The sequence below is a fragment of the Pseudomonas sp. P20 genome, assembly GCF_016463925.1.
GTDB classification, from domain to species: domain Bacteria; phylum Pseudomonadota; class Gammaproteobacteria; order Pseudomonadales; family Pseudomonadaceae; genus Pseudomonas; species Pseudomonas aeruginosa.
Window position 1 is genome coordinate 28767 of the sequence record NZ_JAEMVM010000035.1, and the last position, 13432, is coordinate 42198.

At 63.5% G+C, this 13432-nt stretch carries 9 protein-coding genes and 2 tRNA genes; 9 read left to right on the top strand and 2 right to left on the bottom strand.

Annotation, left to right across the window (positions count from 1 at the left end; translation table 11 throughout):
• Window position 1 precedes the first annotated feature (1 nt).
• Window positions 2-1030, bottom strand: a complete 1029-nt coding sequence (locus tag JHD77_RS28650) for an AraC family transcriptional regulator (RefSeq protein WP_003097554.1) — start codon at window positions 1028-1030, stop codon at window positions 2-4.
• A 617-nt stretch (window positions 1031-1647) separates the two neighbouring features.
• Here JHD77_RS28650 and pqsH point away from each other — a divergent pair.
• The 8 genes from pqsH (at window position 1648) to JHD77_RS28690 (ending at window position 10954) form a co-directional block, all read left to right on the top strand.
• Entirely contained in the window at window positions 1648-2796 is a 1149-nt protein-coding gene (gene pqsH / locus JHD77_RS28655) for a 2-heptyl-3-hydroxy-4(1H)-quinolone synthase (protein WP_191519435.1), read from the top strand.
• 341 nt (window positions 2797-3137) lie between these two features.
• Complete coding sequence (gene gacA, locus JHD77_RS28660; RefSeq protein ID WP_003090351.1) at window positions 3138-3782, top strand: response regulator transcription factor GacA; 645 nt, start codon at window positions 3138-3140, stop codon at window positions 3780-3782.
• On the top strand, window positions 3783-5609 hold the full coding sequence (uvrC, locus tag JHD77_RS28665; protein ID WP_031755462.1) for an excinuclease ABC subunit UvrC: 1827 nt from the start codon (window positions 3783-3785) through the stop codon (window positions 5607-5609).
• A 33-nt stretch (window positions 5610-5642) separates the two neighbouring features.
• On the top strand, window positions 5643-6203 hold the full coding sequence (pgsA, locus tag JHD77_RS28670) for a CDP-diacylglycerol--glycerol-3-phosphate 3-phosphatidyltransferase (protein WP_003090349.1): 561 nt from the start codon (window positions 5643-5645) through the stop codon (window positions 6201-6203).
• A gap of 68 nt (window positions 6204-6271) precedes the next feature.
• Window positions 6272-6347 (top strand) — tRNA-Gly (locus tag JHD77_RS28675).
• Between the two features lie 641 nt (window positions 6348-6988).
• The gene (locus JHD77_RS28680; RefSeq protein WP_031755461.1) at window positions 6989-9967 is read left to right on the top strand and encodes an ATP-binding protein; all 2979 of its coding nucleotides are present in this window, start codon (window positions 6989-6991) and stop codon (window positions 9965-9967) included.
• 90 nt (window positions 9968-10057) lie between these two features.
• Window positions 10058-10591: a ProQ/FINO family protein gene (locus JHD77_RS28685; protein WP_003099002.1), complete on the top strand. Its 534-nt coding sequence runs from the start codon at window positions 10058-10060 to the stop codon at window positions 10589-10591.
• Between the two features lie 289 nt (window positions 10592-10880).
• Window positions 10881-10954 (top strand) — tRNA-Cys (locus JHD77_RS28690).
• A gap of 392 nt (window positions 10955-11346) precedes the next feature.
• On the opposite strand, the gene JHD77_RS28695 is transcribed toward JHD77_RS28690, so the two are convergent.
• Window positions 11347-12387 (bottom strand): hypothetical protein, encoded by a 1041-nt coding sequence (locus tag JHD77_RS28695; RefSeq protein WP_017149102.1) that lies wholly within the window; start codon window positions 12385-12387, stop codon window positions 11347-11349.
• Between the two features lie 423 nt (window positions 12388-12810).
• On the opposite strand from JHD77_RS28695, the gene JHD77_RS28700 reads away from it, so the two are divergent.
• Window positions 12811-13401 carry an NAD(P)H-dependent oxidoreductase gene (locus tag JHD77_RS28700; RefSeq protein ID WP_003113351.1) on the top strand — a complete coding sequence of 197 codons (591 nt, stop codon included), beginning with the start codon at window positions 12811-12813 and terminating at the stop codon, window positions 13399-13401.
• The last annotated feature ends 31 nt before the right edge of the window (window positions 13402-13432 follow it).

Consider the following 13432-nt stretch of genomic DNA (forward strand, 5'->3'; position numbering starts at 1 on the left):
GCTAGCGTTCGCCCTGGCGCCGCGCGGTCTTGCCGGCGAGGCGGGCCTGGCGATAGTCGTTGGCGCACTGTCCCGTCCAGCGACGGAAGGCGTGGCGAAAACTGGAGGTATCCATGTAGCCCAGCCTCTCGGCGACTTCCTCGATGCGCAGTCGCTCGTCCCGCAGCAGTTGGCGCGCCCTGTCGTGGCGGACCAGGTCGAGCACTTCCCGGTAGTTGGTGCCCTCGTCGGCGAGCCGTCGGCGCAGCGTCCGTTCGGTGACCTTCAACTGCCGGGCGACCCAGGCGATGCTCGGGTAGCGGTCCTGTAGCACCTCCAGCAGTGCCACGATGCGTTGGCGGTAGCCGCCCATCTCGCGGGTGACGCGGGTGTTGAAGGCCTTGCTGCCGAGCGCCAGCGAGGCCTGGAACACGGCGGAGTTGGCAGTGGCGATCTCGGCCTCGAGCAATTCCTCGGGGAGGGTGAAGGTGATGCCTGCGCCGGCGAAATACACCGGCACCCGGAAATACTCCTCGTATGCCCGCACGTCGCCGTTCCTTTCCGGGAGGCGCAGGCGGACCAGTTCCAGCTCGCCCAGCAGCAGGTCGCGGAACACCGCGTAGGCGGCCGACGCCAGGACGTTGGCGTGATACAGCCGGGCCGACTGCGGCCAGTCCGGCTTGTCCTGCAGGTCGATATCCACATCCACGGTGTCGCAACTGGAACGTCGCACCGCGATCCCGCGGATATCCTTGCGGAACAGCAGCATGTTGGTCTTGATCAGTTGCAAGGCTTCGCCCACGGTGCCGGCACTCTGCAATGCCAGCCCGGCGACGCCGTAGTCGGAAAGGCGGTAGTGCTCCCCCAGGCTCAGGCCTTCCAGGGGGGAGCGTCCGTTCAGCACGATCCACTCGTAGAGCGCTTCGCTGGGCAGGCGCGGCTCGGCAGCCGAACCCTGACGCATGTCCGGAGGCGTGATGCGTTGCACGGCGAGGTAGTTGTTGAGTGGTCGCCACTCGAAATCGTACTGGATGTTTTCGGACGGGCTCATCGGTTACCTCTTGCACGCGATGCTATCGCCCTGAAGGCGTCAGGGCTTCGTTATTCCATGCGGATGTCGTTTCGGTTGATTTTCGTACGCTGGGCTTCCGGCAATCACTACCTTGCGTAAGGGGTTGACAGGAGCGGGGTCTGCGTATAGCCGCGCCTCCGCGACGCCGTGCCGATCGGTCGTGCATGCTTGCCGTGGCCCGGCTGAGCACTGCCGTCCCGGCCACTCTCGCCGGGGTGGCTGCGCCTGGATGATCGTCGTGGGCGGTGGTGGCGCGGGCCGGTTGCCCTGAGCTTCAGGCGCCATCGCCGCTTGCCGGCGCTCGGGAGGCCGCTGGCCAAGGAAAACCGTAGCGCCGCGGCGGGCGGCGGCTAGCGGGGATTTCCGGCCACGCGTGCCGTGCCCGGGCCACGCTTGCCTTCCCGGCGCGCCGGACTCCCGGTGGCCTGGAGGACAGGAAAAGCGAGCGGCGAGGTGTCGGCGAGCAGGGTCAACTCGATCTTCTGATAGGGTCGGTGGGCTGTCCGGGGCGGCTAGGATGGACATTTTCATCGTCTCGGGCAGGCCTGTCGCGACCGCACGAAGTCGCGACGGATGCCGCTGCTAAGGAGCAACGGATGACCGTTCTTATCCAGGGGACCGGGATCGCCGGCCTGGCGCTGGCGCGCGAATTCACCAAGGCAGGCATCGACTGGCTGCTGGTCGAGCGGGCCAGCGAGATCAGGCCCATCGGTACCGGCATCACCCTGGCGAGCAATGCGTTGACGGCGTTGTCCAGCACCCTGGATCTCGACCGGCTGTTCCGCCGTGGCATGCCGTTGGCCGGCATCAACGTATACGCCCACGACGGTTCGATGCTGATGTCGATGCCTTCCAGTCTGGGTGGGAATTCCCGCGGCGGCCTGGCGTTACAGCGCCACGAACTGCATGCGGCGCTACTGGAGGGGCTGGATGAGTCGCGCATTCGGGTCGGGGTCTCCATCGTGCAGATCCTCGACGGACTCGACCACGAACGCGTGACCCTGAGCGACGGCACTGTCCACGACTGTTCGCTGGTGGTCGGTGCGGATGGCATTCGTTCGAGCGTGCGACGTTATGTCTGGCCGGAGGCGACCTTGCGTCATTCCGGCGAAACCTGCTGGCGCCTGGTCGTTCCCCATCGGCTGGAGGACGCCGAGCTGGCGGGAGAGGTCTGGGGGCACGGCAAGCGCCTCGGCTTCATCCAGATCAGCCCGCGCGAGATGTATGTCTACGCGACCCTGAAGGTGCGCCGGGAGGAGCCCGAGGACGAGGAGGGCTTCGTAACCCCGCAACGGCTGGCCGCCCACTACGCGGACTTCGACGGCATCGGCGCGAGCATCGCCCGGCTCATACCGAGCGCCACCACGCTGGTGCACAACGACCTCGAGGAGTTGGCCGGCGCCTCCTGGTGCCGCGGACGGGTAGTGCTGATCGGTGACGCCGCACACGCCATGACGCCGAACCTGGGGCAGGGCGCGGCCATGGCCCTGGAGGACGCCTTCCTGCTGGCGCGCCTGTGGTGTCTGGCGCCGCGCGCCGAGACGCTGATCCTGTTCCAGCAGCAACGCGAGGCGCGGATCGAGTTCATCAGGAAGCAATCCTGGATCGTCGGCCGCCTTGGTCAATGGGAATCGCCCTGGAGCGTCTGGCTGAGGAATACCCTCGTTCGCCTGGTGCCGAATGCCAGTCGCAGGCGCCTCCACCAGCGTCTTTTCACCGGTGTCGGTGAGATGGCCGCGCAGTAGCCGCCGGTGCCAGTGGCGTCTTGGTCGCCTGTTTTCGACTTCGGCGATGGTCGCTATGGAGAAGTCCCGGGCAACCAGGGCGCTTGCGCTTTACCAGGCCCGGCGTCGCTGGGCTCTCCACAGGTTCGCCGGTTTTTGCTGCGATCCGGTCTGCCGCTCGCCGGGGGCTGGCGGTATACTTCGCAGCGCCCGTTCGATGCCGTCGAATGATGTTTCCATGACGCTTGATTTATGACGCCTTTGCGCCAAGCTAGGTCATGGGATGGCTTTCTGTTAAGGTTGCCGAAATCTCCTGGGGGCCCGTGTGGGCGGTTGTCTGCTAATGCGCGACGAGGTGCAGCGTGATTAAGGTGCTGGTGGTCGACGACCACGATCTGGTACGCACCGGTATTACCCGCATGCTGGCCGACATCGAAGGCTTGCAAGTGGTCGGCCAGGCCGACTGCGGTGAAGACTGTCTGAAACTGGCCCGCGAGCTGAAGCCGGATGTCGTCCTGATGGACGTGAAGATGCCCGGTATCGGCGGCCTGGAGGCAACCCGCAAGCTGCTGCGCAGCCAGCCCGACATCAAGGTCGTGGTAGTCACCGTCTGCGAAGAGGATCCGTTCCCCACCCGCCTCATGCAGGCCGGCGCCGCCGGCTACATGACCAAGGGCGCGGGGCTGGAGGAAATGGTCCAGGCGATTCGCCAGGTCTTCGCCGGCCAGCGCTATATCAGCCCGCAGATCGCCCAGCAACTGGCGCTGAAGTCCTTCCAGCCGCAGCAGCACGATTCCCCCTTCGATTCGCTGTCCGAGCGCGAGATCCAGATCGCCCTGATGATCGCCAACTGCCACAAGGTGCAGAGCATCTCCGACAAGCTGTGCCTGTCGCCGAAGACCGTGAATACCTATCGCTACCGCATCTTCGAGAAGCTCTCGATCACCAGCGACGTGGAGCTGGCGCTGCTCGCCGTCCGCCACGGCATGGTCGATGCCGCCAGCTAGATGAGCGCCGTTTTCGACGCGAGCGCTTTCCTCGCTACCTGCAGCAATCGTCCGGGCGTCTACCGCATGTTCGATGCGGAGGCCAAGCTTCTCTACGTGGGCAAGGCGAAGAGCCTGAAGAAGCGCCTGGCCAGCTATTTCCGCAAGTCCGGCCTAGCGCCGAAGACCGCTGCGCTGGTGGCGCGGATCGCCCAGGTGGAAACCACCATCACCGCCAATGAAACCGAGGCGTTGCTGCTGGAGCAGACGCTGATCAAGGAGTGGCGGCCGCCCTACAACATCCTGCTGCGGGACGACAAGTCCTATCCCTTCGTGTTCCTCTCCAGCGAGGACGAGTATCCGCGGCTGTCCCTGCACCGTGGCGCGAAGAAGTGCAAGGGGCGTTACTTCGGTCCCTATCCGAGCGCGGGAGCGATCCGCGAGAGCCTCAACCTGCTGCAGAAGGCGTTTCTCGTCCGCCAGTGCGAGGACAGCTATTTCCGCAACCGTACGCGGCCCTGCCTGCAATACCAGATCAAGCGCTGCAAGGGGCCCTGCGTGGGGCTGGTCAGTCCTGAGGAGTACGCCGAGGACGTGCGCCACTCGGTGATGTTCCTCGAAGGAAAGAGCAACGCGCTGGCCGACGAGCTGAACGTCGGCATGGAGCAGGCTGCGATGCGCCTGGACTTCGAGAAGGCGGCGGAGTTGCGCGACCAGGTGGCGATCCTGCGGCGGGTCCAGGACCAGCAGAGCATGGAAGGTGGCAACGGCGACGTCGACATCGTCGCCGCCATCGTCACCCCTGGCGGCGCTTGCGTACACCTGATCAGCGTACGCGGCGGACGGGTGCTGGGCAGCAAGAACTTCTTCCCGCAGGTCGCGATCGAGGAGGAGGTGGGCGAAGTGCTGCTGGCGTTCCTTGGCCAGTACTATCTCAGCCACCAGGAGCGCGACCTGCCGGCGGAGTTGATCGTCAACGTGACGCACGAGGATTTCCCGGTGCTGGTTTCGGCGATCGCCGAAGCGCGAGGCCGCGAACTGGAGATCAGCTACCGGGTGCGTGGTACCCGCGCCCGCTGGCAGCAACTGGCGGTGACCAACGCCGAACAGGCCCTGGGCGCACGCCTGGCCAACCGCCAGCATGTGGCGGCACGCTTCGAAGCCCTTGCCGAGGCGCTCGACCTGGCGGAGCCGCCGCAACGCCTGGAGTGCTTCGATATCAGTCACTCCAGCGGCGAGGCTACCGTGGCTTCCTGCGTGGTGTTCGGCCCGGAAGGGCCGCTGAAGTCGGACTATCGCCGCTACAACATCGAAGGCGTCACGGCCGGCGACGACTACGCGGCGATGCACCAGGCGCTGACCCGCCGCTTCAGTCGCCTGAAGGACGGCGAGGGGAAGATGCCCGACATTCTCCTGGTGGATGGCGGCAAGGGGCAATTGGCCATGGCCCAGGAGGTGCTCCAGGAACTGGCGGTCGCCGGTCTGATCCTGCTCGGCGTGGCCAAGGGCGTGACCCGCAAGCCGGGGCTGGAAACCCTCTACCTGAACGATGCCTCCCACGAGTTCACCCTGCCGGCCGATTCGCCGGCGCTGCACCTGATCCAGCAGATACGTGACGAAGCGCACCGTTTCGCCATCACCGGCCACCGTGCGCGGCGCGGCAAGGCACGGCGGACGTCGACGCTGGAGGACGTCCCTGGCGTCGGCCCGAAACGTCGGCGCGATCTGCTCAAGCATTTCGGCGGGTTGCAGGAATTGTCGCGGGCGAGTATCGATGAACTGGCCAAAGCCCCCGGTATCAGTAAAAAGCTTGCCGAGCAGATTTATGCCGTCCTGCACAGCGAGTAGAATGCCGGCTCACCTCGCAGCCTAGATGGTCCGATGAATATCCCCAATCTGCTCACGTTACTGCGCGTCCTGCTCATTCCGATCTTCATTCTGCTGTTCTATCTGCCGACGTCCTGGAGCTACCTGACCGCCAGTGCCGTGTTCGCCCTGGCCGCCGCCACCGACTGGCTGGACGGCTACCTCGCCCGGCGCCTCGGCCAGAGCACGCCGTTCGGCGCCTTCCTCGACCCGGTCGCGGACAAGCTGATGGTGGCGGTTGCGCTGGTCCTGCTGGTGGAAGAACACGCCAACCTGTGGCTGACCCTGCCGGCGGTGATCATCATCGGCCGCGAGATCGTGGTTTCCGCCTTGCGTGAGTGGATGGCCGAACTGGGGGCGAGGGCGCAGGTCGCGGTGTCCAACCTGGGCAAGTGGAAGACCGCGGCGCAGATGCTGGCGCTGGTCATTCTCCTGGCGAATCCGCCGCTGATGACCTTCTGGGTGATTCTCGGCTACGTGCTGCTGATCATCTCCGCGGCGCTGACCCTGTGGTCCATGGTGCACTACCTGCTGGCCGCGTGGCCGCATCTGTCGACCACCCCGAAAGAGAAATAAACTTTTTTGAATCAAGGAGTTGACACGGCGCCGCGATGCTATAGAATGGCGCCCGTCACCAAGACGATGCGGGAATAGCTCAGTTGGTAGAGCACGACCTTGCCAAGGTCGGGGTCGCGAGTTCGAGTCTCGTTTCCCGCTCCAAATATAGATCTATAGAGTTCCAATGAAGTCTGTAGATCATTGAGAAAGGGCCTTCGGGCCCTTTTTTCGTTCCGCCTCCAAGTCCCGTACCCGTTCGTGGAACGTCCGCGCCGAGGGGCGGTTCTCCTTGCCGCTTTCCCGGCGACCGGGGCCGTACGTTTCGCGAAGCCCTTCGTCTCGCCAGCGAGGCGGCTTGCCGCAAGATGCTGCCTCGGCACATCAGAAGTGTGGCTGTCGCACTCCAGGGGGGGGCTCGATTCATTGCACCTTGGACCGCCTTCGTGCGCCTGTTGCTTTGGCTGCCACGTTCGACCGAGCCGTCCCAAGGCCAGCGCTTCGACGACCACTGAGAAGGTCGGCGAAGGTTGCCTCTGACTTGGGTGATAGAGGTAATAGCCCGGGAATGGATCGCACCAGCCTTCCAGCACGCTACCAGGTTGCCCTCGGCGATGTGCGGCTCGAACTGGGCTTTCGAGTGCAGGCATGCCACGGCCAGGGCGCACGTCATCGCAAGCGGCTTCATCGATCTAGCCGGCGACGCGAAAGAGTCGAGGGTTTTCGCGAGCCGGGCATAAGGCGGCTGCCAGAGCGAGTGTCGACAGGCGTGGGTTCCTGGGAAAAGTATCCATCTACCTGCTAACATGGCGGCATCGTTGCCGATGTATCCGCAGGCTCCGGGTCGCGGATGCGCTGCTTTCTGTCCGGCCGGAGAACTTTGCCATCGTAGACTCGACATGCTGACAAGGTCGTTGCTGTCCGCGGTCTTTTGCCTGTTGCTGATCGCTCTGCAGCCGCTGCCCGTCGAAGCCGAATCCATCCTGCCGGATGGGCGTACGACGACAACGATGCGTCCCTGGCTCGATAAACGAGCCAGGCAGTGGCTGGATGCACGGGAGCCGCTGACGGTAGGCGTGGTTTCCCCCGACTATCCGCCGTTGTCCATCTTCTACGCAGGCTCCTACAAGGGCTTCACGGCCGATTACCTGGCCCTGGTGTTCGAGCGGCCGTTGCGCGTCAGGGACTTTCCGTCGCGGCAGGCGGCAATCGACGCGTTGTCGCAAGGGGAGATCGACCTGCTTGGCGTCGGTAGCGAGGTCGAGGCCCGACAACACGGCTTGCTGGTATCCGCTGCGTATCTTTCCGACCGGCCGGTACTGGTGTCTTCCAGCGGTGCCCCGTTCGATTCGCAGGCGGAGTCCTGGCTGGCCACGGTCAAGGGCTATCTTCCCGCCGAACGTATCAAGGCTGCCTATCCGCACAGCAGGATCATCTGGTTCGACTCGCCGCAGCTTGCCCTGGAAGCGCTGAGCATGGGGGATGTCGATGGCGTGCTGGGGGACGCAGTTTCCACGCACTACCTCATCCAGACCCATTACCTGCTGAACTTGCGCATCGAGAACTTCGCACCCATCGACAGCCAGGGTTTCCGTTTCCTGCTCCGGCCAGGTGACGAACCTCTGCTCGCGCTCATCGATCGCGCCCTGCCGCATATTAGCGGGCGCTACGGCGACGAACTGTTGCGCAGCTGGAGCGCCGGGCGGCGCCTGCGCTTCGACGAGCCCCGGGTGACGCTGTCGCCGGCGGAACAGCGTTGGCTCTCCGCGCACCCGGTCGTGCCGGTGGTGATCAACCATTCCCTTGGCGCGCTCGGGCAACTGGATAACGAGGGGAGGCTGAGTGGTATCGGGCGTGACTATCTGGACCTGATCGGCAAGCGCAGTGGCCTGCAGTTTTCCTTCACTGGAGCACGCAACTTCGTCGAGACGAAAAGCCGACTGGATGCGGGGGAGGCATTGGTTACGCCGACCATGCCTTCGTCGGAGCGCTTCGATTCCGGCCTCGAAGTGCTGACGCCCTATCTACGCAGCACCACGGTGCTGATGGGCGCCCGCCAGGGTGGCCGGGATGAAAGGGTGGGGCGTGTCCATGGCCTCGCGGACCTGGCGGGCAAGCGATTGGCGACGACGATTGGCTACTTTCTCAACGACTTCATTCGACGCGAGCACCCGGAGATCAAGCTCCAGGTCTATCCGACCTTCCTCGCCGCCATGCGCAGCGTAGACGCCGGCCAGAGCGAGGCCGCCATCAGCAGCGACTATACCGGTCGCTATCTGTCCGCCCAGCATTTCGACAACCGGATCCAGGTCGTCGGTATCCTCGATGACCTCTCCATCCCGATCAGCATCGGCGTGGCGAGGAACCAGCCGGAGCTGCGGGGTGTCCTGGAGAAGGCCCAGGTGGCGATCGCTCCGGAAGAAGTGGCGGAAATCCTCCACCGCTGGGAGCCTCGCTTCGCCAAGGGAGGGGCGGACTTCTGGCGCGATCACCGGAGCAAGATTCTGCAGATCGGCGGATTGTTCGGCGTACTGATTTCCATCTCCCTCATCTGGGGTTTCTACCTGATGCGCCAGGTGCGCAAGACCCGCCAGGCAGAAGAGCAAGCCGACGCTGCCAACCGTGCCAAGAGCGTGTTTCTTTCGACGATGAGTCACGAGATCCGCACGCCATTGAATGCGGTCATCGGCCTGCAGGAACTGGTGCTGAAAAAGGGCGAGAAGGGCGTGTTGGACCTGGACTCGCTGAGCATTGCCCAGGAGGCGGCCCAGGGGTTGCTGCTTCTGCTGGGCAATATTCTCGATTTGTCGCGGATCGAATCCGGTCGGTTCGATTCCGCTCCCGAACCAGTGCTTCCTGGCGAGTTGATCAGAGGAATCCTGCCGCTGGTTGGTGGGCTGACGCGGCAGAAGAATCTTTCCCTGGCACTGGAACTCGACGGGGATCTCGAGCAATGGGTGCTGGTGGATCCCCTGCATTTCAAGCAGGTGTTGTTCAACCTGCTGGGCAATGCCATCAAGTTCACCGAGCGCGGAGGGGTAACGGTGCGGGCGGTGGGGCGGCGCGAGGCGGAGAGGCTTCATTTGCTGCTCGAGGTAAGCGACACCGGCCTCGGTATTTCGGAGGAGGACCAGGCCAGGCTGTTCCGGCCATTCTCGCAGGTCGGCTCGCCTGCGCTTGGCCAGGCGTCCGGCAGCGGCCTGGGGTTGTACATCAGCCGACGCCTGGTGCACCTGATGGGCGGCCAGATCAGCCTGCGCAGCGAACTGGGCAACGGCTCCTGCTTCTCGGTCGAGTTCGATCTTCCGCTGACCGGGCCTCCGCCCAGCGAGTCCAGCGAAGCGCGTTCCGGAGTTGCCGAGGTCGAGGAGCAGAAAGAGGCAAGGGCGCTCTCGATCTTGCTTGCGGAAGACCATCCGTTCAATCGGCTGACCCTGACCATGCAATTGGAAAGCCTTGGGCACCGGGTGACCTCCACGGAAGATGGCGAGGAAGCATTCGAACGTTGGCAGGGCGAAGACTTCGATGTCGTGATTACCGACGGCATGATGCCGCGGATGGATGGCTACGAGCTGGCGCGACGGATCCGGTCGCAAGAGGCCCTTGGCGGTCGGCGTCGCTGCTTGGTGATAGCGCTTACCGCCAGCGCCGAGAAGGATGCGCTGGAGCGCTGCCTGGCTGCCGGCATGGACCGGGTCCTGTTCAAGCCGACTACGCTCGATGAGCTCGCTCGGGCGCTGAACGGGGGAGAGCCGCTCATGCCTACGAGCGTCGATTCGAAATGAAAGTGCCCGACTGGTTGCCGTTTTGCGTGCCGCGAGCGGATGTATCGGGTAATCTCTCGCAGAAATGAACCAGCACTAGTGAAGCGAACGATGGGTTTTGAACAACTTGCCGAGCTGAGAGACCGTCTGCGCGCACAGGCGGCGCAGGCGAAACCGGCTCAAACCAAAAGCTCCGCGGGACGCGCGAAGAAACGTGAAGCCGTCGAGCCGGGAGTCGAGGCTATCTGGAGGCTGCAACGGCATTTTCCGCTGGCGTTTCCGAAAAGTCCCGCGGCCAAGGTTCCGCTCAAGCAGGGCATTCTCCAGGATGCGCAGCAGCACCTCGAACTACTGGGAATCACCGCCGAACAACTGAAACAGGCCATCGCCACCTGGTGCCAGGGCAGCCGCTACTGGAGTTGTATGGTGGAAGATGCGCCGCGACTGGATCTGCAAGGCCAGGTTGCCGGCAAGGTAACCGCCGAGCAGGCGGTGTATGCGCGGCGGCAGGCGTCTCGCCGGCAGCGCGAGCAGATGCGCGAGAAGCGCGCCAAGCGTGCACAGGCGGGTGGCGAAGCGCCGGCCGCCACGGAGGCGCCGACGCCTGAAGCGCCCGCAACCGAAGCGAGCCCCGAGGCGAACTGATCGCCGGGGCAGGGCGCGTCGGATCCTGGCGCGCTCCTCGGTTGCCGGTCGCTGCGGGCCCATTTCGCGGACGTCTGGGCCCGTTTCTCCCGGCTTGTGCTACGCAATAGCCTGATCTGCAAAGTTTTTTTCGTAGAGCGCTTGCCAAGCTCGGCGAATCCGTCCATAATTGCGTCCATTCCAGCGATGGGTGAGCTAAAAATCTTTTGAAATCAAAGGGTTATAAGTTCAAAATCGCGCCAGGAAAGAAATTTCAGCGATATGCCAAACGCATGTCGCTTCGCTCAAAGGCTGAGTAGCAGAGTGGTTATGCACCGGATTGCAAATCCGTGAACGCCGGTTCGATTCCGACCTCAGCCTCCAACAGGAAAGCCCCGTAGCTCAACGAGTTACGGGGCTTTTTTCTTTCCTGTCCGGTATTGCTGAAGCAAGTTCCTTGGGGTGCCCCTATAACACTTTCATACTTTTACGGCCTCGCAACCGCCTCCCTCTCCCGATAAGCCGCTCCGTAATTACTACTTTCCCGGAGTGTCCGAGGAGTACCCCAGCACCTGTCACGTTTTCGGCCGTTGCCTGCAATCCAGCCCCGCGCGCGGCTTCTATCTGGACGCAAGATCCGGTCTGGGTCGGTCATCGGCGGGTCGTCATCGAACATGACCAGCCGAGCCGGTCTGTCCTGCCGCCTGCCTTCCGGGCCTCTATCGATCAACCGTTGTGGCGACCGCGAGCGGAAGGCGCTCGGCGGAGGGCCCGTTTCATCTTGCCTTGCGTTTCAAGGAAACCGGCAGGCCCCAGGTCAGGTCTTCCATGCCTGCTTCGCCGAGTATCTCGGTTTTCATCGGCTGGATCCGCGCGAGCACCTGGCGGCCCGTTTCATCAAGCCTTGGCTGCTCGCGATCGATGAACCTTTTCGTCAGCTCCATGGGCGCGGGCCTCATGAAGACCTGGATATCCTGCAAGGCGCACTTGATGTTTTGCGTGTCCACGGCCTTGCAGGTCTTCCTGTCATAGCTCACGGCCGGGGTCTTCAAGTGGAACCGATCGCTGAGCAGGATCTGCCCAGGCTGAATGGTGAAGGACAGCGGGGCATAGGCGTCGGGTATCTGCGCTTGCAGCTTGATGGAGGGGACATCCTCGATCTTCGTGCCTTCGGTCCAACCGGCATCCGAGACCATTTCCCGCTGGCTGTATTGCTGCTCGGTCCAGCCCACGCATTGGCCGGAGGCCATGTGCACGGCGCTGCAGACATTCTGTGTGTAGGTTTTGTCTGCATAGGAGGCGTCGCGCCAGTAGTTCTCCTTCACGAACCGGCGATACAGCACGGCGGACAGGTTCACCGAACCAAGTGGGCTGGCAGCCGGCTGCCCCTTTGGCGCCTTGATCTGGGCAAGGGTGCTGTCGATCTTGTAGTCGATCCCTCCGGACAGCAGGTAGGTTCCCGGCGGGACGATGTTGACCTCGAGGAAGTCCCACAGATAGACGGCTTCCTTGATCTTCTCCAGGTCGTTGTTGGCAAAGGCCTGCATGTAGGCGATCCCGGGCACGTCCTTGTTCTTGAATATGACCCGATGCGAGTAGCTGGAGAGGTCCGTCACGCTCTTGTTGGGCATGAGTGCCGGTACCAGCACCACGGACATACCTTCGCGGGTAGCCTCATCGATCATGTTCAGGAGCTGGTTGGTGGGGTTCTGCTGGGAACCGCCGAGTCCGGCGTTGCCTAGGGAGGCGCAGGCTGACAACAGGCTTGCCGGGAGCAGGATCGCGAAGGGGCTCAGACGCCGAGCGATGGTTTTCATGAGATATCCTTATCTATACGGGCCAATGACTTAAGGCGAGTGCGGGAAGAATCCTAATCTACTCCTTGCGGATTCCCAAGGAGCGTTCGTCCCGCGCGTAGGAAGGAGCGTTTGAGTCGAGCGCGTCACAGCCTGTTGCTGCAATCCTGGGTACTCACATGCGTTCGAATGCTGGCGAGCCAGTGCGTACTGCGTTGGTGATGGCTCGCTGCGGGTAGAGTTCGTGCCGGTCATCGAGGGCTGGCTGCGTGGGGGCGCAATGAAGACGCGCATCCCAGCTCTTCTGGCGATTCGTGAGTGCGGATCAAATCTGTTTTACCGCCGTACGACTTTTTCCGTTCCCTGCGCCTATCTAACCTGCCGCTCTCTTCAACCCGGGATCGGCAGGCATCTCCGCTGCGGTTCCAGCATGTACGGAACACCATGAAAAACATTCTCCTGCTCAACGGCGGAAAGCGTTTCGCCCATTCCGACGGTCGCCTCAACCAGACCCTGCACGAAACCGCCCTGGCCCATCTGGACCGCCGTGGCTTCGACCTGCGCCAGACCTTCATCGACGGTGGCTATGACATCCCGACGGAGGTGGACAAGTTCCTCTGGGCCGACGTGGTGATCTACCAGATGCCCGGCTGGTGGATGGGCGCGCCATGGACAGTGAAGCGCTACATCGACGAAGTCTTCACGGCCGGTCATGGCAGCCTCTATGCCAACGACGGCCGTACCCGCTCCGACAGCACGCAGAAATATGGCAGCGGCGGTCTGGTGCAGGGCAAGCGCTACATGATCTCGGCGACCTGGAATGCACCACGGCAGGCGTTCGACGATCCGAGCGACTTCTTCGAAGGGAAAGGCGTGGATGCGGTGTATTTCCCCTTCCACAAGGCCAACCAGTTCCTCGGCATGTCCGGCCTGCCGACGTTCCTCGCGGTGGATGTGATGAAGCGCCCGGACGTCCCGGCTACCGTCGCTGCCTACCAGGCGCACCTGGACAGGGTGTTCGGGCGCGCCGGCTGAGTTCGACGGCGGGCCTCGTGTCGCTTCGCTG

Excerpts from the sequence above, each read along its gene's own strand:
- JHD77_RS28650 (WP_003097554.1), bottom strand. The coding sequence starts at position 1,030 with ATGAGCCCGTCCGAAAACATCCAGTACGATTTCGAGTGGCGACCACTC.
- pqsH (WP_191519435.1), top strand. The coding sequence starts at position 1,648 with ATGACCGTTCTTATCCAGGGGACCGGGATCGCCGGCCTGGCGCTGGCG.
- uvrC (WP_031755462.1), top strand. The coding sequence starts at position 3,783 with ATGAGCGCCGTTTTCGACGCGAGCGCTTTCCTCGCTACCTGCAGCAAT.
- pgsA (WP_003090349.1), top strand. The coding sequence starts at position 5,643 with ATGAATATCCCCAATCTGCTCACGTTACTGCGCGTCCTGCTCATTCCG.
- JHD77_RS28680 (WP_031755461.1), top strand. The coding sequence starts at position 6,989 with ATGGCGGCATCGTTGCCGATGTATCCGCAGGCTCCGGGTCGCGGATGC.
- JHD77_RS28685 (WP_003099002.1), top strand. The coding sequence starts at position 10,058 with ATGGGTTTTGAACAACTTGCCGAGCTGAGAGACCGTCTGCGCGCACAG.
- JHD77_RS28695 (WP_017149102.1), bottom strand. The coding sequence starts at position 12,387 with ATGAAAACCATCGCTCGGCGTCTGAGCCCCTTCGCGATCCTGCTCCCG.
- JHD77_RS28700 (WP_003113351.1), top strand. The coding sequence starts at position 12,811 with ATGAAAAACATTCTCCTGCTCAACGGCGGAAAGCGTTTCGCCCATTCC.